18 protein-coding genes and 5 pseudogenes are annotated in these 21,330 nt (G+C 33.6%); 16 read left to right on the top strand and 7 right to left on the bottom strand.

Annotated elements, in window-relative coordinates; genetic code table 11:
- Positions 1-78: 78 nt before the first annotated feature.
- Positions 79-240, top strand: coding sequence for a hypothetical protein (locus ACOMCU_RS11900; RefSeq protein WP_421050298.1), 162 nt, complete (start codon positions 79-81; stop codon positions 238-240).
- A 146-nt stretch (positions 241-386) separates the two neighbouring features.
- On the opposite strand, the gene ACOMCU_RS11895 is transcribed toward ACOMCU_RS11900, so the two are convergent.
- The gene (locus ACOMCU_RS11895; RefSeq protein ID WP_010861017.1) at positions 387-662 is read right to left on the bottom strand and encodes a YesK family protein; all 276 of its coding nucleotides are present in this window, start codon (positions 660-662) and stop codon (positions 387-389) included.
- 461 nt (positions 663-1,123) lie between these two features.
- On the opposite strand from ACOMCU_RS11895, the gene ACOMCU_RS11890 reads away from it, so the two are divergent.
- The 6 genes and pseudogenes from ACOMCU_RS11890 (at position 1,124) to ACOMCU_RS11865 (ending at position 4,997) form a co-directional block, all read left to right on the top strand.
- Positions 1,124-2,038: a collagen-like triple helix repeat-containing protein gene (locus tag ACOMCU_RS11890; RefSeq protein ID WP_421050297.1), complete on the top strand. Its 915-nt coding sequence runs from the start codon at positions 1,124-1,126 to the stop codon at positions 2,036-2,038.
- Between the two features lie 97 nt (positions 2,039-2,135).
- Positions 2,136-2,468, top strand: a complete 333-nt coding sequence (locus ACOMCU_RS11885; protein ID WP_421050296.1) for a hypothetical protein — start codon at positions 2,136-2,138, stop codon at positions 2,466-2,468.
- A gap of 294 nt (positions 2,469-2,762) precedes the next feature.
- Positions 2,763-3,176, top strand: a complete 414-nt coding sequence (locus ACOMCU_RS11880; RefSeq protein ID WP_010861015.1) for a hypothetical protein — start codon at positions 2,763-2,765, stop codon at positions 3,174-3,176.
- Positions 3,177-3,500: 324 nt separating this feature from the next.
- Positions 3,501-4,195, top strand: a pseudogene (locus ACOMCU_RS11875) (DDE-type integrase/transposase/recombinase); the annotation flags it as partial.
- Between the two features lies 1 nt (position 4,196).
- Positions 4,197-4,371: pseudogene (locus ACOMCU_RS11870) on the top strand (IS1595 family transposase); the annotation flags it as partial.
- A gap of 56 nt (positions 4,372-4,427) precedes the next feature.
- On the top strand, positions 4,428-4,997 hold the full coding sequence (locus tag ACOMCU_RS11865) for a dihydrofolate reductase family protein (protein WP_421050295.1): 570 nt from the start codon (positions 4,428-4,430) through the stop codon (positions 4,995-4,997).
- Between the two features lie 512 nt (positions 4,998-5,509).
- Here ACOMCU_RS11865 and ACOMCU_RS11860 read toward each other — a convergent pair.
- The 3 genes from ACOMCU_RS11860 to ACOMCU_RS11850 all read right to left on the bottom strand — a co-directional run bounded on the left by ACOMCU_RS11860 (position 5,510) and on the right by ACOMCU_RS11850 (position 7,555).
- Positions 5,510-5,890 carry a hypothetical protein gene (locus ACOMCU_RS11860; protein WP_421050294.1) on the bottom strand — a complete coding sequence of 127 codons (381 nt, stop codon included), beginning with the start codon at positions 5,888-5,890 and terminating at the stop codon, positions 5,510-5,512.
- A gap of 703 nt (positions 5,891-6,593) precedes the next feature.
- Positions 6,594-7,019 carry a DUF4181 domain-containing protein gene (locus ACOMCU_RS11855; protein WP_010861010.1) on the bottom strand — a complete coding sequence of 142 codons (426 nt, stop codon included), beginning with the start codon at positions 7,017-7,019 and terminating at the stop codon, positions 6,594-6,596.
- 365 nt (positions 7,020-7,384) lie between these two features.
- The gene (locus ACOMCU_RS11850) at positions 7,385-7,555 is read right to left on the bottom strand and encodes a hypothetical protein (protein WP_196228944.1); all 171 of its coding nucleotides are present in this window, start codon (positions 7,553-7,555) and stop codon (positions 7,385-7,387) included.
- Between the two features lie 364 nt (positions 7,556-7,919).
- Between ACOMCU_RS11850 and ACOMCU_RS11845 the strand changes: the two genes are divergently transcribed.
- Positions 7,920-8,156, top strand: coding sequence for a hypothetical protein (locus ACOMCU_RS11845; RefSeq protein ID WP_155242508.1), 237 nt, complete (start codon positions 7,920-7,922; stop codon positions 8,154-8,156).
- 411 nt (positions 8,157-8,567) lie between these two features.
- Here the strand turns inward: ACOMCU_RS11845 and ACOMCU_RS11840 are convergent, their stop codons facing one another.
- Complete coding sequence (locus ACOMCU_RS11840) at positions 8,568-9,992, bottom strand: VanZ family protein (protein WP_421050293.1); 1,425 nt, start codon at positions 9,990-9,992, stop codon at positions 8,568-8,570.
- A 355-nt stretch (positions 9,993-10,347) separates the two neighbouring features.
- Positions 10,348-11,391, bottom strand: coding sequence for an Ig-like domain-containing protein (locus ACOMCU_RS11835; protein WP_421050292.1), 1,044 nt, complete (start codon positions 11,389-11,391; stop codon positions 10,348-10,350).
- A 1,789-nt stretch (positions 11,392-13,180) separates the two neighbouring features.
- Here ACOMCU_RS11835 and ACOMCU_RS11830 point away from each other — a divergent pair.
- The 6 genes and pseudogenes from ACOMCU_RS11830 to ACOMCU_RS11805 all read left to right on the top strand — a co-directional run bounded on the left by ACOMCU_RS11830 (position 13,181) and on the right by ACOMCU_RS11805 (position 18,886).
- A pseudogene (locus ACOMCU_RS11830) lies at positions 13,181-13,656 on the top strand (GNAT family N-acetyltransferase).
- Positions 13,657-14,015: 359 nt separating this feature from the next.
- A pseudogene (locus tag ACOMCU_RS11825) lies at positions 14,016-14,495 on the top strand (bclA protein); the annotation flags it as partial.
- Between the two features lie 412 nt (positions 14,496-14,907).
- Positions 14,908-15,759 carry a leucine-rich repeat domain-containing protein gene (locus ACOMCU_RS11820; protein ID WP_421050291.1) on the top strand — a complete coding sequence of 284 codons (852 nt, stop codon included), beginning with the start codon at positions 14,908-14,910 and terminating at the stop codon, positions 15,757-15,759.
- 460 nt (positions 15,760-16,219) lie between these two features.
- Positions 16,220-16,678 (top strand): SRPBCC domain-containing protein, encoded by a 459-nt coding sequence (locus ACOMCU_RS11815; protein ID WP_421050290.1) that lies wholly within the window; start codon positions 16,220-16,222, stop codon positions 16,676-16,678.
- Positions 16,679-16,750: 72 nt separating this feature from the next.
- Positions 16,751-16,920 (top strand): annotated as a pseudogene (locus tag ACOMCU_RS11810) (23S rRNA (adenine(2503)-C(8))-methyltransferase ClbB); the annotation flags it as partial.
- A 487-nt stretch (positions 16,921-17,407) separates the two neighbouring features.
- On the top strand, positions 17,408-18,886 hold the full coding sequence (locus ACOMCU_RS11805) for an Lsa family ABC-F type ribosomal protection protein (protein ID WP_421050289.1): 1,479 nt from the start codon (positions 17,408-17,410) through the stop codon (positions 18,884-18,886).
- A 466-nt stretch (positions 18,887-19,352) separates the two neighbouring features.
- On the opposite strand, the gene ACOMCU_RS11800 is transcribed toward ACOMCU_RS11805, so the two are convergent.
- Complete coding sequence (locus tag ACOMCU_RS11800; RefSeq protein ID WP_010860998.1) at positions 19,353-19,568, bottom strand: DUF3923 family protein; 216 nt, start codon at positions 19,566-19,568, stop codon at positions 19,353-19,355.
- 473 nt (positions 19,569-20,041) lie between these two features.
- On the opposite strand from ACOMCU_RS11800, the gene ACOMCU_RS11795 reads away from it, so the two are divergent.
- Positions 20,042-20,164 carry a helix-turn-helix domain-containing protein gene (locus tag ACOMCU_RS11795; protein ID WP_419185169.1) on the top strand — a complete coding sequence of 41 codons (123 nt, stop codon included), beginning with the start codon at positions 20,042-20,044 and terminating at the stop codon, positions 20,162-20,164.
- 172 nt (positions 20,165-20,336) lie between these two features.
- Entirely contained in the window at positions 20,337-21,161 is an 825-nt protein-coding gene (locus ACOMCU_RS11790) for an MBL fold metallo-hydrolase (RefSeq protein WP_421050288.1), read from the top strand.
- Positions 21,162-21,330 lie beyond the last annotated feature (169 nt).

The following is a 21,330-nucleotide window of genomic DNA, read 5'->3' as shown; positions in this document are numbered from 1 at the left end:
GAGTGTTCAGTCATTTGTTAAAGTGTATTATATTTACAAATATTGGGGTGGTAAGAATGTGTATGACTAACAAAAAAGATGCCTGTTACAGCAGGGCGAGGTATTGAAGGTCTAAATTCTTTTAATTTTGAGTTAGCTTATAACAACAACCGTAGCAACGCCTTAGCAGAGTTTGACGAGCTTGTAGAACCTGTGAGCGTTGATAGTGGAGCTGAGGAAAACATTCACACAGGCATTTAATCGTTGCTACAAAGCCATGTGTAGGGTGACTGTTGCATTCCTGTGAAAGTGTGAGAGCATAACAAAAGGACTTGCATATATGAGATTCAATCATACACGCAAGTCCTATTCTTATTGAACTGAAACACACCCGATTGCGGTATAAATTACACTCTTATATTTTTACTAGAAATGCCAGATATAGTGCCTATCCATGTTCCTAATAGAACGCTAATCGCAACGAATCCTAGTCCCATACCTTCCCATCCACCAACAACAAATATGCTGTATATGACAAAGCCGAAACAAATTAAGCTCAATACTAACGAAACTGTATATAAGGCTTTTCGTGATACCTTACGAGATATGAAGTAAATCCCAGCAATAAATATAGCCCCCAGAAGTAATATGGGTGTCCATCCTTCTAGCATAAATGCATTCATTTTTGTCAACTCCTTAATCATTTTGTCTTATTATCTGGCTTGTTAGTTGAACAACTGAACAATCAGCATTTTGTTAAATTATAACATATTTACAATTTTGGTGCGAGATGAATGTGTGAGGTGCAGCAATTACACATCGCTGTTAAGAAAAACGAGACGAGCGTGTCCGAAGTACCTTAGAAGCTTATTCATTAATTATGCATAATGTAACTCAGGATATAAGCTATGGTGCTGATAACGATCCGTATTATCAAAATTTACAACACATCATAAAAACTGTGGAAGGCCTAAATATAAATTTAAAAGGGTCACCGGTCACCTTATGGCTTAAGCAAACCTAAAATTAGAGAAGTTGAAAGTTTATAAGGTAGCAATTTTCAGTCATATGACCTAGTGCAGTGCTATGTCTATTTCATGGCTTCTAATAAGAATATTATAAAAATGGAGAAGGAGGTGATCTAATGAGATTCAGTTACTTTCAAAGTGGGTTAGGAGAAACAGGTGCCACAGGAGAGATGGGTTCTCAAGGTATAACAGGAGCAACCAGTCCAACAGATCTCCAAGGATTAGCAGGAGCGATAGGTTCAACCGGCTTGCAAATAATAACAGGGAGAATGGGAGCAACGGGTCCAACAGGCCTGCAAGGAATACCAGGGGCAACGGGTCCAACAGGCCTGCAAGGAATAACAGGAGCAACGGGTTCAACAGGCCTGCAAGGAATAACAGGAGCAACGGGTCCAACAGGGCTACAAGGAACAACAGGGGCAACGGGTCCAACAGGCCTGCAAGGAATACCAGGGGCAACGGGTCCAACAGGCCTGCAAGGAATAACAGGAGCAACGGGTTCAACAGGCCTGCAAGGAATAACAGGAGCAACGGGTTCAACAGGGCTACAAGGAACAACAGGGGCAACGGGTCCAACAGGCCGGCAAGGAATAACAGGAGCAACGGGTCCAACAGGTGCATCTGGTACTAAATCAATGGAAGTTTATTTTAGTACAAATCAGTCGGTAGGAGACCTTGACTTTCTAGGGATAGGAACTTCAACAGCATCTTTCATTAAAAATACAATAGTAGTTCCTCAAAATGCAGTTATTACAAGTTTAACTCTCAATATACGTAATAATGTTCTAAGTGCAGGAGCAACAGCATCAGCACAAATATATATAAGCACAAATTGTGGTTTTACTACTCCTATAGCTACTGGAATTATTGCAACTATAGTTGGGCCAAATTCATCTACAACACCAAATTGTTGCACAACAACAACAACAAACTTTTCAGTAAATAGCTGTACTCTGCTATCTGTAAAAATCACAACTACTGGAGGTGCTTTTGCAGAGGGTGTATCAGCAACTATTCTATTTAATGTTTAATAACTATAAATAATTTTAGTTACTGAACAAATTGAGAAAATTAACAAACAAGGTAGGTGCTGCACATGTACGTATGGTTGAAGGATTATCGTAAACTGTGGAACAAATAACTTACCTTGAACATAATCTCGATAAGACCAAATGTGAATTAAGACGTTGGGAGAATGTAAATGACTTAGGTAAGTATAAGTTAGAAGCCAAGTCACTTGGGGCGAATGCAGAAGAAAAAATAGAAGCAATCGAATATGAATTGGCTCATAAAATGAACGACCTACATGATTTAAAGAAGCTCATTTGTACATTTAATGGGCTTGAATATAAAATCCTTTATCGTAAGCATGTGGAAGGAAAGACGCTTGAAACAATTGCTAACGATTTAAATTACAGTACAAATTACATCAAGATTAAGCACGCAAGCTCATGCGTATGATGGAGTATGCAGAAAAAGTTTCATCAAAGAAAGGTATTAAAATAGTAACTTACTAAGTAGGGGCTGAAACTATTGAAAACCGTTATATGATAGTAGTATCAAAAAGCGCAAGGAAATGCGTAAACAAAATTTCCTTACAATAATAAGCACGTTCGCTTGTACGTGTGTTCTGAAAACAAGCTTTCCTCCTTTCATGAGACTACTTGGTTGGGTAGTCTCTTTTATGTTTTATATTTCAATTAGTGACATAACTTACCTTTTAATCTAATATTAGGTTAAAAGGGAGGTTTTAAATTGAGTAATGTATATTTGAAAAATACAGAAGATAGACCATTTGCAAAAGCTATTGATGGGAATTTAAATTCACTAATTGAGTATTTTTCGAGTGCATTCGGAGTAATTTTATCGATTATCGATATACCAGAAGAAATGAAAGAGGAAATTAAAATAAAAGAATTGAATTTTATAAAGGGATTCCGAATCTGCTTTAAAGAGAAAAGTATATTAGTAAAGAAACTTGAGCATAGGATAATCATAAGATATATAGGTATTGAGGAATTAAGTAATAATTATTATGAAATCTACTCGAATGATGAAAATTGGTGTATAAAAAAATTCGAAAATCGTATTTTTTTGAATTTCGATGAAGATTTAAAGCATATGCATTTAGATAATATTTTTAGAGAATATAAATCAAATATAAAATAATTAAAAATAAAAATGTCACATGATATGCTCCCTATTAGGTAGACGGATTAAAAATAAAATCTGTTTATCTAATGGGAGTATTTTTTATGGGGCGAAGCAAACATCCACTCGAGATAAAACTACATATTCTTCAATTGTTCGAAGAAGGTCATTATTTTCAACGAATTGTGGGGAAAGGTGTTCATTAGATCATTAAACTTTTTGTAGAGGAAAATGAAATATGGCAGGTGGACGTGAAGGGTTACAAGAAGTTATTTCATGTAAATTCTATTAAAAAGAGTTAAAATTAGCGCTGTGAAAGACTACATACAACGGAATTATTAACAGATGGAGGTGTTGGCGAAATATGAGATTAGCAGTATCTCTGTTTTAAAAAGGTGGGTAAAAAAGTATACTAGTCATAGTGAATTAAAAGATTCAGGTAAAGGAATGAGTCAAGCTATCACGGAAGGAAGAAAGTCAACTTTTGAGGAACGTATTGAAATTGTCGACTACTGTTTGAAGCACCAGAAAAATTATCAGTTAGCAGCGTACGCCTAGGGTGTTTCGTATCAACAGGTGTATCAATGGGTGTACGGCTATCGTCGAATAGCGTTGTCAATCAATCGTCAGCAGAAAGAAAAAGATCAAGCGGCGGTTAACGAGAAGCGTATTTATCATTTAATGCAGATTAGTGGATTGAAGTCTATTATTCGACGAAAGCGAAAGCCTTATCGTAAATCTCCAGCGTATCATGTGGCAGAGAACGTATTAAATCGGGCATTTACATCGAAAAAGCCAAATTAAAAATGGTGTACCGATGTCACGGAATTTAAGTATGGGAATGGGAAAAAAGCTTATTTGAGTGCAATTATTGATTTGTATGATGGATCAATTGTGAGCTATGTGTTAGGACATCCCAATAACAATCCATTAGTATTTCATAGCATCTAGCTAATCGTTCGTTAAAAGAAGGTGAACAGCCATTGATTCATAGTAATCGTGGATTCCAATATACATTAAAAGGATTTAAACGCATGTTTTAAAGGTGTAGCTACCAAATATCCTGATAATCACCTTACTTGGTTCTTTTTTGTCGATAGTCGTAGTAATGAAAGCACTAAACAGCGTATTTAAGAATCTCTACTAACGTCATTTGTATTTGAAAATGAAAGATACTTATAATAGCCTACGGTTATCTAAATTCGTTGTGTAATCCTTATTCAACGGGGCAGAAGAAACAATAACTGAATGATAATAGGAGGAAGCGTTATGTCAAAAAACGAAAAACAAAGAAGAATAATTTTAGATTTAGCAGTTACTTTAGATGGTTTTATTGAAGGGGAAAATGGAGAAGTTGATTGGTGCATTATGGACCCTGATATGGGGTTCACTAATTTTTTGAATCAAATTGACACTATTTTATATGGTAGAAAAAGTTACGATTTATGGGGACAATATATTCCAAAAACTGAAGACTCTGATAGCGAAAAAGAGATTTGGGAATTGGTTCATTGTAAAGAGAAATATGTATTTTCCAGAACACAAATAGGGACTGATAATCGAGCAATATTCATAAATGATAATATTCTTGAAGAAGTAAATAAATTGAAGAATAAGCCTGGTAAAGATATCTGGCTATATGGCGGAGCAGGTCTCATTACAACTTTTATAAATTTAGGGCTTGTTGATGAATTTAGATTATCTATTCACCCTGTTATTTTGGGAGAAGGAAAACCGATGTTTATTGATATAAAACAGAGGTTAAATTTAAAAATGGTTAATAAAAGAACTTTCTCTTCTGGCGTTGTGCAACTAATTTATCATTGGAATGGTATTTAATAATATGGAGATTATCAATTAAATCTTACATTGGAAGGAACTAGGGGCTTAAATTAATTTTTGGAACTACACTATGGAGTTGAAAATTAAAAATATCTTCTTAAACTGACGGGGCTTTAGTTGAATAAGCTATAAGAAGACCATTCCGTGATGGTATGCTAGTGTAGAAGTGCATTGAAAGAGATTTAATTGTTACAGCAGGTGAGGAGTAAGTACTTAACGGGTTCAACTTTGAGTTAGCTTACAACAACAATCGTAGCAACCTTGTAGAGCAATTTAACGAGCAGTGAGGGTTTTGATAGGGAAGTGGTGAAATATTCATACAGGGATCTAATCGTTGCTATAGAGCCTTCTATGAAGATACAGGAGTGATTGAGGAAGCATAACAAAAGGACTTGCATATATGAAAATCAATCATAAACACAAGTCCTATTCTTATTAAACTAAAGCCCTCGTTACTTTAATAACACTCTTTACTTATAAATAGAAGCTGTTCAATAATAGAACAACTTCTATCCACCTACAATAAACTTACCAATAATAGTCTCTCCATCAACATCATACAAAGGAATTTCTCTTGGTTTAGCTTCATTTGTAAGTCTAACTGCTTCTTTCGGGGTTTTAGGCTGAGGACCATTCAAATCTACTTTTTTTGCATACCCTTTTGTACCGTCTATTCCTATAGCTCTAATTAAATCGGGTTCATCTTCATAAGAAGAAGCATCCGATGCTGAACCAAACGTTTGCCCTTGCCCATTTTGAGGATAAGTTATTTTTATTTCATGTTTGAAGTTATCATCTATGTTGTCAGCTAAACTATTACCGAAGAAAAAATTTCCAATACTTATACCTAAAACAAGTAAGCCACTAACAAATAAAATTCGTTTAAACATAAAATAACCTCCTTCAATTACCATATTCTTTAGGATAAACTATTTTTTTCTTGCCCTATGTGCACCGTTAGTTGAATAACTGAATAATCAGTTGTTTGGTATAGTGTAACGCATTTACAAATATTGGTGTAGAGAAGTATGAGCTTATAAATCAAGTTGTGATGAGATTGCGATAGCTCATCATTAAGTTGGTGTGCTTTTTTTTGTTGCTTAACTTCTCAGAACAGCCCTCAGACGATTCGAGTATCAGCTAGGCGTATACTTGGTTGCGTGGATTGCTCTTAGGTCAGTTCTCTTAGATGCAAGGATTAACCTTGTTGCAGAATAAAAGATTCTAACTACACACTGGGTAGAGTTAGCAAGGTTCTGTGTGTACCCTGCAAAACTAATCAGTTCAAATTGAACGGTTTAGGTCATTGGTTTCTAAATGAATCCGAAAGGTCTAACCCTTTACCTTGAGGAATTTAGCTTTTCAAGTTAACGGTTAGGTCTAAGCGTGACAATGTGCCACACTTAGATTCTAGTGTGCTGTCATACGCTCATAAACGAGCCACAAGAATGGAACATCATCTGAGCCACGCTAGAGGGTGTAGGGGCAATTGAGGAACATAACAAAAGGGCTTGCGTGTAATTTTTAGGTACAAGCCCCTAGATTAATATGTGATGGCTATTAAATTGACGAATGGTCTTTTATAGCGCCCGATTAAATATTAAATAAGCCGAAAAAATCAGTTATTATCGTCAAAAATACTATGCTAGTCATAAATAAGATTTCTGTGATAGTAGCAACAAAGTCTTTTTTATTTTCTGCGTATTTCCATTCCATAAATGCACGTAACAATTCAGATGTTAATACAAACACAATTAAGATAAACCATGTTTCGAAATACCAATAGGACAAAATTTCATTATTGTTAATCGAATAATACGTACTAATTAATAATAGTATGGTAAAAAATATTCGTACTGACCAATCTAGTTTTTTATGTCTTTCGTTAATGTGATTATAAGAAAACCATTTCTTTCTCTTAGCACCTAAGAACTTTCTAATTACAAATCCAAAAATACTAAGTACTAAAACTAGCACAATTAGAAAAAGTAATAATGTTCCTAGTTCACTATTATTCAATTTCACTCACCTCTCAAACCTGCATCTTTATTAACTAACTATAAATTCAATCCATATAGAAATCATAACATAGCAAAGTTTCATTTGGTATATAAATGGAAAATATATAATAATGATATTGACAGTTACAATAACAATCGTAACAAGCCTCTAGAAGGGATTAACGAGCCTATTAGCGTTGGTATGAAAGTAGAGGAATCATTTACACTGGTAGTCTGATTGGTGCTACTGAGTCACGTATGAAGCTGTAGAAGTGATTGAGGAATACAACAAAAGGACTTGAGTGTGTAATTCTACGCAAAAGTCCTTAGATTGGTGTGTGAAGGATATTGTTTCGTTTGTTAAAAAGGAGATAATAATCCTTGTTAACGTTTTAATTTTTCATTGATTTCTTCCAATAATATGGATTGCCTTTTTAATTGCTTAGTTGTACTGATAGCAAACCAAAGGAAAAAAATAATTGGAACAAGGGAAAATAATAACCCGAAAATCGAGAAAGCACTAAATAAAATATCTCCTGTATTAAAACTATTCACAACTCAAATCCTCCTGTCTTTTTTAAACTAACTGAAAATTTTTTTCTATATCGAAATTGTAACATAGCAGAGTTTGGGTTGGTAGATGAATGGTAAATGTGTAACATATGAGTTTGACTGTTACCTAAGCCAACACGATGAGTTCAATCGATTCAACTTTTAGTTAGCTAACATGAGTAACCATAGCAATATCCTAGAAGATTTAACGAGCCTATAGCATCTGTGAGCGTTAATAGTGAAACAGAGGAATCAATCACACAGGCTATCTAATCGTGGCTAGGACAGGCGTTCTCAGACGATTCAAGGATGGGATAGATGAGTGCTTGGTTACGTGGATTGCACTCAGTTCAGTGTGAGGACTATATTGAATCCAGTAGGGTCTATTGCTAAGAAGATAGGCATCGAGTGGAGAGATGCTTGGACTAACGCTATTGACCGACCGCATTTTGAAGTAAAAGCTAATTGGTTACTGCCAAAGGGATACAAGTTAGAAGGACAAATAAATGTACCGAATAATAGTAGAGGACAAGTTCAATTAATTATGGAAGACAAAAAGGAGGAAATCGAAGTGACAAATACAAATCAGGTTCACTGGCTATGAAAACTGAAACTGAAAACTTTATTGCCCAGGCGGTAAAGGATGGTATTATCAGGCTTCATACTTGAAGGATTTACAGTATGGCATGATGACAACTGATCGTTTGATTGGTTTGTATATTACTATTCAGCAAATTAGAAATAAATAGCATGAATGACCAACAAAGCTATTTTAGCCGAACTTGAAATCGTTTAGAATTATTTTAATACTTGGTGATTATTAGTTAAAAATGTATATTATTCAAGACGTTAGCATTATATTTCTTTTTAATCCATTTGTTGGATACTTTTTAGATTCCTGAATTGATATACTATTTCAGGTGCATCTTTTCCCTTCTGCACAAAGGGTTAAGATGTACCTAATCCCAACTTAACATCAAAGCCAGGTTGAAACGTGGGCTACCGAACGATATGACTACTTTCTTGCTTGAATCAAGGTGAACCAACTTTTTCCGTTAAATGTTCCAGAAACTCTGTATACTGGCTGATAGAAATCTTTCGTGTCATACATATACGAAAGCTCAATTAATTCTACATCAAGTTGGTCACCTTTTTTTATAATAAGTTCTTCTTCCTTTACCAGTGCATTATATTTTATTTGGGGAAATTCTCCATTCTTAATTCGCTCATACACCTCTGCAAATGACAAGATGTTCACTTCCCGTATAAATTGGTTTTTATGAAGATTATACGATAATGAATAAACACTGCCATCGGGTTTAAGCCCAAGACTTAAATCTCCATGCCAATAATCGTTGCTTAAATCAGTACGATCTGGAAGCTTCCATTCAAAATCTCCACTCTCTAATACAGTAAATTCTGCATCTTGGGGTAGTATAGAAAGTTCGTCCATCATTGCTAATGCCTTGTCAACCATTGGTTCTTGCTCGGCTAATGAAGTTTGCTCTGGTGTATAAAGATTATCTGATAATGACCAACTTCCCTCTGAACTTATAAATAACGTATATGGGACCCCTGCTTTATCTTCCAATAGAATCTCACGATCACCAATAATAACCTGTGCACTCAACTCTGATAATCCTAATTTCTCTTGCAACAGGGCTTCAGCTCCAACATTATTAATCATTTTCTTATATACTGGGGCAACTGCGGGTAATGGGCTTAATTTTAATGAAGTTGATAAAGAAACACCTGACATATTCGATTTTGTATACGCGTTTATTGCTAGATGACCAAACTCCTTTTGGGCGTAGATAATATTCATCCCAAGAAAAATCAAACCCATCAAGAGAGGTATAGAAAGGGTTCCGACCAGACTTTTTATTTTTACTTTTTTGTGATGAGCAATGGAAGCTCCTAGTCTGTATAACTGGTATCCAATAATCCCACCAAGTGAATTGTTAATTAAATCATCAAGCTCAAAAATCCCTGCTCCTGAAAGTGTCTGATACGTTTCAATAGACAGTGTGGCACTTACAACAACAAGAAGAAGCCACTTAAACTCTTTAGTTTTAGCGATAATTAAAGGCAAGAAAATGCCTAATGGAACAAACATTAATATATTAAAAATACAATTTTGTAGATCACGTAAAGAGTATTTTTTCCACGCGTCAATATAACCACTGAACGGATGAAGGTTCATCTGCAAGTAGTGTGAAGTGCCACGGCCAATAATAGTTAACTCACACACAAAAACAATATATCCGATGAAAAGTGCGCCAAGAATAAGTTTCTTTATTTGAATTTTTTTTCGGTCTGTTTGTTGTTTTCTATAATAAAAGAAGTAATATAGTGCGATAAGTAAGAACTCAACTACAATAATAATGATTACTGGCAACATTAAATATCGGATATTATTAATAATTTCTGTAACTCCCAAGATAAGACGCTCCTAACTAATTTATTTCACTTTATTATAAATGGAAATTATTAATAATTAATGAGAAATTTTATGAAGATTTCTTAAGAATTTGAATTAGTTAAACTAAGATATTGGTTAAACCTGAAGAAAAGGAAGCTTTTCGCCAAATAGCCAAACAAATTATAACCAAGGTAGAGCGCGATATGATATGGCTGGAGTCAAAGTTGTATTGTAAAGTTCAGTATCTCGAAAGAACAAACACTGGAATGTTAAAAATAGTATCGTTTAAAGGGTTTAATTTTGATAAGGTTCCTGAAGAAGTAAACAAATAACCAGGCGCCCCTTTTTAAGTGAGTACCTGGTCTTTTTATGTTTAGTATTCTCTTACTTCAAATGAAGCAATCTTATCATGTACGATATATTCAGTTACCCTTTTATAAGGGGAGATAGTTTTTGAAAATTTGTATGTTGAAGTACCTTGTGCACTATCAAACCAATTTAAGTAGTCATTTAAAACTTTATTAGTTACATCGTATTCTTTTGTTATACCATTTATCAAAGTGATACTCAGAATAGCACTTGAAAACTCATTAGCTGGTTTTTTTACTACCACTGTACTAGTAGCTGCAATATCGGTGTTTTCAATCTTTGCAGTAATTAGCACTTCACCTTCGCGAAGTGCCATTACATTACCATCTTGATCTACAGTAGCAATTGATTCATCACTAGATGACCATATTACTGTTGCAGTATTGGGAGTAACCGTTGCTATTAACTTATCTTGACTGCCTTCTAGAAGTTCTAATACATTTCTATCTAATGCTATTGATACAGGTTTTGATGGTGTTGAAATTTTTTCCATCATTTGTAGTTCAGATATTGCTGTGTTTACTGCATGATATTTGCTGTTAGTAAGTGTAATGTTAACTCTGTACTTGTTATAATAACCAGAATTTTCAAAAGTGAAGCTTTGTTTCGGATTCTTTCTCCAGTCGTCTACTGTAACATTGCTATGAGAATCCAATACTATCCAATTTGAACCATCCCAAGCCTCAAAAGTCCAGGTATTTGGAAAAAGTTCTGGCCAGCTTCCTTGATTATGCATTACGTATTTACTAATTGCTTTTGGACTTGAGAATTCATAGGCTAACCATCCAGTTTTTTCGAGCGTTCCCCAAGCATAGTTTGCACCACCACTATTATAGTATTCTATACCATCAAATGCTTTCCAACTTGGTGTTTCAACATGGTTACTTGAAGATGATGCTTTACCAAACCCTGATTCATCCGAAGTCATTTTAGGTATTAAATTTTCTGAATATCCATCTTCAGCCTGCGCTTTTTCAACACTAAAGCTCACTAGTGCTAGCAGTATTATTGCTATAGAAATAATACTATGTTTGATTAACTTAATCACTTATGTATCCTCCTTTAAAATTGAGTAAGGCAATTTTTTAGAATAACCTACAAAAACAACTTTAACCAAAAAAAGATTTTTTTACCATAATAAAAATCGTTTATTTTTGATAATTAAAAAGCCACTCATTTGATAACCTCTAACGCTTCAGTATTTCTGTAAGTATCAACCATTGGATACATCCATATAATAACCACTTTCTTGATTTCATCGATGGAATGCACTGCTTCTAGAGCATCCACTGTTTTTATCCACATGCTTTTTTTGCTTGACTTAACCGTCAAACTTTCATCCGCATTTAATATGATTTTTAAAAGTTTGGCATCTTCAACTATAAATACGATTCGTTATTCTTTTTTATTATTTTTTCTTTTATAGCGTCAATAATTGTACTTTCCGATTTTTCTGTTAGGCTTTTTCTTCTTTAATCTCTTTTTCAGTTATATCTGTGTTTCGTTCTCTTAGATAAAATTCGCTTCATATTTCATATGGGAGGATTAGAATAATTGCAACTAAGAATAAGGCGTGAAAAAGTATAAATTTTTAAGCCAATACAAATATGTATTTTTGGCGCAATAAAGTTCTGACTCTTCTTTTCACCAGTCCAAAGATAGCTTTAAATGACAGGATAAAAAAGTCAGGATGTTTTAATGTATAAACAAAGACTGAGGGCTTTGAGTAGGTTAGATTAGAAAAAGAGATTATTTGGAATAATATTTACTAGCTGAGTTTACATCTTTGTTTTATTTTCAACGGATATGTCTATTATGGAATATATTAGACGAAGAAAATTAACTTCACTGTACAAGAGTTAATGAGTGCAAATCGCTATATACTGATTTCACCTTTATAGATGGCAACGTTTTTCATGAAGCCTTACAAAAGTGTTTCGTAACAATATAACGAAACGCCAAGTGAAGAAAAAAGCAGAAAAGACAATTAAGATTTTACAACCGCCTGGTCTTACAGGTTAGCCTGAAGGGAGCCGAATCAATGAAGTGCAATAATTCTGTTAATAGCCCAAAAAGGAAGGATGCGATAGGAAACCGTATGGATGATGAATTATTTAAATTAAACAAAGAAATCAAATGGAGGCGGGACGCTTGTATTCCAGACAAAAACTATAAGAAAGATAATATAATGGATTATTGCATGATGTACCGGAGGATCTATTAGCAATGAAAGGGGGTATCGTGAAAAGTGGATACTTTGTGAGTAAATTGTTTAATTTTTAAAAAATGGTAAATACGGGATTTTAATACCGTGATTCATTTTAAACTGTGTATAAAGGGCAAGGAAGAAGGATTACCTTTAAAAAAGGTATTAATTTTATTAATGTTCACAGTGTCTATTTTAACAGCCAAGTGATGCTGTTTGATTGTATTGGCTGCTCAGTTTCATAGTGAACCTGACTTCATTGGAGCTAAGAACGAAACGGAGGATAGTGGAAGAAGGATTTACTATCATTTTTATAATATTATCAATTTATCTAAAATAAGGCGTGTCTTATGGAACCGGAATTACAAGAAGGTTTATATGTTTACACTGTGGAATGACTAAAGAATTTGTCCACAAAAGTAACTGCTATAACCAACCTAAAGAAAATACCATCAAACAAGCAAGGTTTTTGTGAAAATTTACATTTAAATCAACAAAGGCTTTACTTGGAGAGCATTGAGCTGTTAAAACAGCTCTTATTTTTTTCTTCAATGCATGGGGCAGGTTAGTTGAAGAAAAGGTTTAATAATAAAATATACTTATTCTAATATATAGAGAGGTACATTAGAAAATGATTATTATAAAATTTAAGGAAACTGATACTGAAGAAATTGTTTCTTTATTTTACGAAACAGTTCATTCAGTTAATTTGAAAGATTATTCGCAAGAACATTTAGATATTTGGGCACCAAAAGATGAAAAATAATTTAAAACGAAATCGTGGAAAAAATCATTGGGTCAAAATATAACACTTGTTGCAAAAGTAAATGATAAAGTAGTTGGTTTTATCGATTTAACGCTTAATGGACACTTAGATAGACTGTATGTTCATAAAGATTATCAAGGACAAGGTATAGCTTCAGCTCTAGTTAATTCGCTTGAATCTGAAGCAAAAAAAATAAAGATTTTAGAAATTGACACGAAGCTAGTATTACTGCTAAGCCATTTTTTGAACGTCGAGGGTATAAAACAGTTTGTTTACAAACCGTAGAACGAAAAGGTGTTAAATTAACTAATTATCAAATGGTTAAAAAGATAGTGTTATGAGTGAACTAACAGGTACTTGAGTTAAATAAGCCATAGAAGACCACTTCATGATGGGTGGTTTTTCATTTGTAAAATTATTTGTGGAGGACAAAACAACTAGCGAGCGTTCTGAGCTGCTATACATTTGGCTAATTGAGCGTGATAGTTTTCCACAATCAATAGTGTAATGTGAACCATCATTAAAGATTTGGCTTATTAGGGTTTAATCCAATTTAATATTGCTTAAAAACATATTTTATAAGAATAAGAATTGATGGGGTGAAAACATTTCTAAAAAAAGAAAAATAGTTAGAGTGATTAATGAATGTTGTCCGTCGGTGAAAACTATATGCCCTCCTCCAAGCGCCCCTTGTTTGAGTCTTTGTGACTGTTGTGTTTTTCCACTTCAGTCCGTCTTACAACAACTTGTTGGGCAAACTGTAATTCTTGGCACTATTGCAGATGCACCAAATGTACCTCCTCTCTTTTTTTTATTCACTATTATTGATGTGAATGATTTTTTAGTTACTGTTACAGATGGAACGACAACCTATGAGGTAAATATTTCTGATGTAACAGGGGTAGGATTCTTATTGCCGGGACCTACTATCAACTTGATGCCACCTGTTGATTCTGGGTGCGAATGTGATTGTCGTGAACGACCAATTAGAAAATTGTTGAATACACTTATTGGTTCCACTGTGAATCTTTTAGCAAGTAATGGTTCTATTGCAGCAGATTTTAACGTAGAACAAATAGGTCTTGGCATAGTGTTAGGTACTCTACCAATAAGTCCTGATACAATCGTTAGATTTGCAATTTCAACTTGTAAAATTGTAGCTGTAGGGCAGACTAATTGAATAAGGGATGATGTTAAAAAAATATTAGTGAGAAAGTGGTTATTAAAAATTAGAAAGCGATGTTCAAGGGTTGTTTTGGCTTCTAAAGATGGTAACGATAATTTTACATTTATAACTCTTGCAATATTTGTTATTAGTCAGTTTTCCTTTATAAAAAATTAAAATCATCACAAACGCACATTCTTATTTAGCAGAAGATTTATTCAAAACAAGACCACTCGTGAAGGGTGGTTTTACTTATGTAGTCATCTAATTGGCTGGAATGGTAAATGGAAATAGTTATCCAAATGACTCTGATTTGAGGTAATATTAAACTTACGGAGCAGCATTTTTAGTTTAGCAAAGATATTAAAATTGTAGATAGAGCATTGAATTATGTTAAGATTGTATTTTCAAAAAAGGAGGCAGACAAATGAAATTAAATTTTCCTCATATGAAATTAGACTCTTTACCTAATTTAGGTGTACACATAAAAGAAATAACAAATTTAAACCTTTTTGATAATAAGTTAACAACAATTCCTTCAGAAATTTATAAAATGAACAGATTAAAAGTTTTGAATATATCTGTTAATAAGATTAGTAAAATGCCTGCTGAAATAGAGAATTTAACAGAACTTAAAATGCTGGATGCAGGGCATAATGAGATTGACGTTCTTCCACCTGAAATTGGCTCCCTTCATAATATGGAGGATTATTTATACCTTCATAATAATAAATTACAATCCATTCCACCTGAAATCTCTAAGATAGTCAAAGTGAAATATTTAAATCTAAGTGATAATCAATTAATGAAATTACCTGAAGAACTTGGACATTTGAGCAATCTTATAGAACTGCGTGTAATGAATAATCAATTAAAAGAGTTGCCGTACAGTATTAGTGGATTAAGTAACTTGAAGGAATTACATTTAAAAAATAATCAAATCACAACTCTTCCAGTAAATTTAGGGGAATTGTCGTTATTACGTGTTTTAGATATGGAAGATAATCAATTAAAAGAAATACCTCAATCGTTACATAAATGTTTAAGGTTGAGACGATTAAATTTGAGACATAATCAATTAACCACATTGCCTGAAGAGCTTGGACAATTGAAGAATTTATTAGAAATTGATCTAAGAAGTAATATGCTAACGGACTTACCAAAATCATTGCTGGAAATTAAGGGGTTAGAACGTCTGGATCTTAGATGGAACCACCAATTAAACGTACCAAAGTGGTTAGGTGAATTAGAAGAAAAAGGGTGTATTATTTATTTATAATTGTTTTAAAAGCACTTAAACTAATTGTCGAACCGTCTTTGAAATCTATTCTTCAAGATTTAGAAATTTCTGTTGCCGAAAGTTATAGGTTATTTATTATTTATCATAAAATAGAGAAACAGAACCGCAATCACGCCATATTGATCCTTATGGTCTTGTTTATTGGAAAGGTAATATGTCAGCATTGGTTATTTAGTCATGCTTTAATCGAACGAAAAAACAAAGCTCTTTTTAAGGTTGATAAAGAGTCTATTTATTGCTTTTGTACCTTACTTTCTTCTCCCCTATGGTAAATCTATCACCATTTTGAAACCAACTTTATTACAAGAAAAATTGGCAACTATCAGCTTTGAATTATTCAATCATTATCAAAATACTTCACTTCACTGACCGTACTTGTCAGTGAAGTTTTTTTATAATGTACATGTTCCAAATTAAATTTTTAGGAGGCATAAAAATTATGAAGAATTTGAAGTATCAATTTTATATTGCAGGTACACCAGAGGAAGTTTGGAAGGCACTTATCTCTCCTGAGGGTACAAAAAAAATTTATTATGGGTCCGTCATTAAATCTACATTTCAAGTGGGCGATCTCTTGGAGTATGTCGGTCCTGGCGTAGATGGAGATGAAACGGTGCATGTATACGGAAATGTATTGGAATATGAACCAAATCAGTTACTTCGATTTACTCACTATCCTGGAAAGTCTTATATAAAAGATGATCATGCATACGAGTCAAGGATTTCTTATCTTTTAGAGCCTACTGGTTCATGCACGAAATTGACACTCATTCATGACCAGTGGAAAGAAGCAGATTCCACTTATGAGAACAGCGACAAAGCTTGGTGGATGATTTTAAATAATACAAAGACTTTAGTAGAAACAGGAAGTACTCTAGACTTTGGTGAAGGTTCATAGGTCCATTACAAATGATTTAACAGAAGGAGTAGTAGAGCACAACTCCTTAACTAATTGGTATTTTAAGATTTTGTCAGTTCTCCTTTAAGGTTTGGTGAAGTTGATGAAGGTCATGTTGTTAATTTTTGCAAAAAATTAAAATCATCAGGTATAATGTGACCATTAGAAGTCAATTTGGAATTGATTTAGATGCTGCTTGTGGTCGATTGTACGGAAATTATCAAAAGAGCAACAAGCAGTAATTTGAGGTGAAAATGATGCTGAATTGTATTCCAGAAAAAAATTTGTTAATATGAAATTACAATTATGAGAGGACTGATGGATGGACAATGATTAACTAAACTATATTTTTATTTGAAATGAATAACTTCAAACTACAAAATATAGGATTAGTCTGTCCATTTTTATAAATCAGTTTAAACTTTATTTGTCATGATTCCAATGGCAAAAAAGAACTTATTTAGTATAAGTGAAAGACTAATCCTTCCAATGACAAATTGGGAGGATTTTTATTCTCTCATGATTAAAATTCATTATTTTAATCTGTAACTTTAATCTAATAAATAAAGGAGAGAGAAAAATGAGCAATTCAGACACTATTGTTACGCATGTAATACTCCGTATAAGTCGTTAATATCCATCAAACTTATACGGAGAAGTTTACAATAGATGGATGTACCGACTTTGTATAAAAAGTAAAAAGTGTTGATATACAAAGGAGGAATTATCATGTCAATGATAAAAGTTCAAGATTTAACTTTTTCTTATCCAGGTAGCTTTGACAATATTTTTGAAGGGGTAAACTTTCAAATAGATACGGATTGGAAACTTGGATTTATTGGTAGAAATGGGCGAGGTAAAACAACATTCTTTAATTTATTATTAGGGAATTATGACTATAGTGGGAAAATTACTTCTTCAGTAGAATTTAATTATTTCCCGTATCATGTTGCAGATAAAAACAAGTATACTTATAAAATTTTTGAAGAAATTTGCCCTCAAGCAGAAGATTGGGAATTTCTTCGTGAAATATCCTATCTAAATGTTGATGCCGAGGTCATGTACCGACCATTTAAAACATTATCAAATGGAGAACAAACAAAGGTGTTGCTTGCTGCACTTTTTTTGACTGAGAATCAATTTCTTTTAATTGATGAGCCAACCAATCATCTAGACACTGATGCACGTAAGATGGTCTCTGATTATCTAAGGAAGAAAAAAGGGTTTATTTTAATTTCACATGACAGAATCTTTTTAGATGGATGCGTTGACCATATCTTATCTATAAATAGAGCAAATATTGAAGTTCAAAGTGGTAACTATTCAACTTGGAAGTTAAATTTTGATCGACAGCAGGAACACGAAGAGGCAACAAATCAGCGTCTACAAAGAGACATAGGAAGATTAAAACAGTCTTCAAAGCGTTCAGCAGGTTGGTCTAATCAAGTGGAAGCTTCCAAAAATGGGACAACGAATTCGGGTTCTAAGTTGGATAAGGGGTTTGTAGGACATAAAGCGGCAAAGATGATGAAGAGAGCAAAGAACCTTGAATCAAGGCAACAAAAAGCTATTGAGGAAAAGTCAAAACTGCTAAAAAATGTGGAAAAAACTGAATCATTAAAATTAGGACCATTGGAATTTCATTCAAATGAATTGATTGTTTTGGCTGATTTGTCCGTTAAGTACGATGACCAAATAGTGAATAAGCCAATTAGCTTTAAAGTTGAACAAGGTGACCGAATTATACTTGATGGAAAGAATGGAAGCGGAAAAAGTAGTATCCTAAAACTAATTCTAGGAGATCCGATACAGCATACTGGCTCAATAAATTTAGGTTCAGGCCTCATTATTTCCTATGTCCAACAAGATACTTCTCATTTGAAGGGACTGCTATCAGACTTTATTGAAGAGCATGAGATTGATGAAACGTTATTTAAATCCATCCTACGTAAGATGGATTTTGACCGAATTCAATTTGAGAAAGATATATCTCATTATTCTGGTGGACAAAAGAAAAAGCTGCTTATAGCAAAAAGTTTATGTGAAAAAGCTCATTTATATATTTGGGATGAACCGTTAAATTTTATTGATATTTATTCGCGCATGCAGATTGAAGAGCTTATTCAAAGATTTAATCCCACAATGGTTATTGTTGAGCATGATCAGGCATTTCAACAAACAGTTGCAACAAAAACTATATATATGTAGTTAAATATGAAAAATTGAAGAAATAATCAGTAAATCAGGTATTAAACTATATGGTGCATTAGTTGAATACGCTTTAAGAAGACCACTCCGTGATGGGTGGTCTTCTTATTTATTTCCTTATTTATGTTTTTTCATTTATGTGCCTATTATCGTAACAGGTCAGGTTAGATGAACAACAAACAATAGGTAAATAATAAAATCTATTTTAATAATTTGGGGATTATATGTTGATTTACTTCATCATAAGAGATAATCCAAGTGGTAAAGAAGACTCTGGAAATGGATTGGATTGATATTGACAATGTTCGAGAACTCCTTGTCCACAATCATCATTATTGGGCGGTAAATGAGGGTTTAAAGAGGAAAAGCTAAAAGTTTTCTTGTTTAACGTGATGAACTACACTTCCAATTGAAATAGTGTCTAACAATTGGGGTGCAGTTCAGTTGAGATGGTCTTTTTGTTAAGTTATTGCGTTGTACTTTTTCTAACAAAATAAAGAAAAATCAGTTGGAATAGTACAACACCTATAAATACAATACCCAAAATAGCGAATGATACCAGTCTGATTTCAGGAGTTTGAACTGCCCCTGCAGCATCAACTTTCCTTACCCCAATAAATATTGCTCCAACCGCAAAAATGATTAGCCACACAATATTTATAGCCCACCAAATTATTCTCATAATAAACATCTTCTTTCTATCTTTAATGCTCTAATTAATGATTTTTTTTCCTTTAATGGTGTAATTGTAATGCTATTTCTTTTTATTGGCAACAATCTTTAGGCGGTGAGACCTCTCAGCCTTAAGACTGATTTCCTAGTTGAGGTACGTTCTTATTTTCAGAAACGCTATGGCGACCGTTACAACCTAGGAAGTAGAGAAAGACAGTTTGACGGTTACTGGGGCGGTTATATTTATTTCGATGATGTAGACGGACAACCTGCACAAATAAGAGAAGGCGGATCAGTACATGTAGTTTACTAAGTTGTTAATGGAAGAGAGGTGAAAACGATGGCATTTGAATACTTAGCACAATATACAACATTTGAATCAGTAACAGAAATGGATAAGAGTGTGGAGGACCACATAGCAGTTCATACTATGACTTAACAGAATCAGAACGTGCGATTGTTTTCAAGCCTGCTAGCCATTCATTGGAACATCCAGGGGCGTGTCACCTTAAAGTGAGAACCATAGCAGAAACTCTGGAGATTAGTACAAAGACGGTTTATCGAAGTATTAAGAAAAAAGAATCATTGGGCATCAGTGAAAACTAGAAAGGGAAAGTTGATGAAAGAATAAATAATAGCTTTCACAAAATCAATAAACTACATAATTATGAATTTCATCCTAAAGTTGTAAATAATTTTCAGGGTTTTGTTGGTAAAATAAGGTGTGTAATGACTTGAAGTAAAGAATAAAATAATACTAATTTAGGGGGAGTTAATTTTGAATTACTATATTTGTGAAACTTGTGGGGCACAATATGAAATCTCTATTGAAGTGCCAAAGCAATGTACTATATGCTCAGAAGAAAGGCAATTTGTCAGTGTAAATGGGCAAACTTGGACAACTTTGGACAAAATGACTTCTTCTCAAATCTATAAAAATAATATTAATCTTGAAGAAGATGGTCTATCTAGCATTACTACTAGTCCAACATTTGGAATTGGGCAAACAGCTTATTTAATTCAAGAACAGGGTTTTAATTTGTTATGGGATTGTATTTCATATATTGATCAGGAAACTATTGACAAAATAGAGGAGCTAGGGGGGGTTGATGCCATCGCATTATCTCATCCTCATTATTATTCAAGTCAAGTTGAGTGGGCAGAAACTTTTAATGCAACTATTTATATACATGAGGATGATAAAGAATGGATTACAAGATCAAGTGACAAGATTATTTTTTGGTCTGGTGAATCACTTACTTTACAGAATGGGTTAACTCTTTATCGTGCAGGTGGTCATTTTAAAGGAGCCACTATACTAGAATGGAAAAATGGTTATCAACAAAAAGGCATATTATTTGTTGGAGATATCATTCGTGTAGTTGCTGATCGCAATTGGGTGACGTTTATGTATAGTTTTCCAAATTTTATTCCTCTTCCTGTTAACACAGTAAAACGAATCTTGAATCAAGTAGAGAATCTACACTTTGAACAAATATATGATGCTTTTCTCCGTATTGTTAAAAAGGATGCCAAACAATCTGTTCATAATTCAGCTATAAGGTATATAAATGCTTTAGAGGGTAAGCTGTTCAATACTTAAACTAACGATGAGCTTTTAGTTGAATAATTCATAACAAGGCCACTCTGTGATGGGTGGTCTAATTTTTTGTCTATAAATAGAGTAGTTGTATATAGAAGAAAGAGCCCCTTTTTAGGGGCAGTCTTTGTTAAAAACAGGAGCCTTTAGGCGGCCAAAAAGCGACTAACAT

It is taken from the genome of Lysinibacillus sp. UGB7, assembly GCF_049058285.1.
GTDB lineage: Bacteria > Bacillota > Bacilli > Bacillales_A > Planococcaceae > Lysinibacillus > Lysinibacillus sphaericus_B.
Note: the sequence above shows the minus strand (reverse complement) of the source record. Positions and strands in the feature narration are given on the sequence as shown.

Excerpts from the sequence above, each read along its gene's own strand:
- ACOMCU_RS11815 (WP_421050290.1), top strand. The coding sequence starts at position 16,220 with ATGAAGAATTTGAAGTATCAATTTTATATTGCAGGTACACCAGAGGAA.
- ACOMCU_RS11805 (WP_421050289.1), top strand. The coding sequence starts at position 17,408 with ATGTCAATGATAAAAGTTCAAGATTTAACTTTTTCTTATCCAGGTAGC.
- ACOMCU_RS11865 (WP_421050295.1), top strand. The coding sequence starts at position 4,428 with ATGTCAAAAAACGAAAAACAAAGAAGAATAATTTTAGATTTAGCAGTT.
- ACOMCU_RS11860 (WP_421050294.1), bottom strand. The coding sequence starts at position 5,890 with ATGTTTAAACGAATTTTATTTGTTAGTGGCTTACTTGTTTTAGGTATA.
- ACOMCU_RS11800 (WP_010860998.1), bottom strand. The coding sequence starts at position 19,568 with ATGAGAATAATTTGGTGGGCTATAAATATTGTGTGGCTAATCATTTTT.
- ACOMCU_RS11820 (WP_421050291.1), top strand. The coding sequence starts at position 14,908 with ATGAAATTAAATTTTCCTCATATGAAATTAGACTCTTTACCTAATTTA.
- ACOMCU_RS11900 (WP_421050298.1), top strand. The coding sequence starts at position 79 with ATGCCTGTTACAGCAGGGCGAGGTATTGAAGGTCTAAATTCTTTTAAT.
- ACOMCU_RS11890 (WP_421050297.1), top strand. The coding sequence starts at position 1,124 with ATGAGATTCAGTTACTTTCAAAGTGGGTTAGGAGAAACAGGTGCCACA.
- ACOMCU_RS11895 (WP_010861017.1), bottom strand. The coding sequence starts at position 662 with ATGAATGCATTTATGCTAGAAGGATGGACACCCATATTACTTCTGGGG.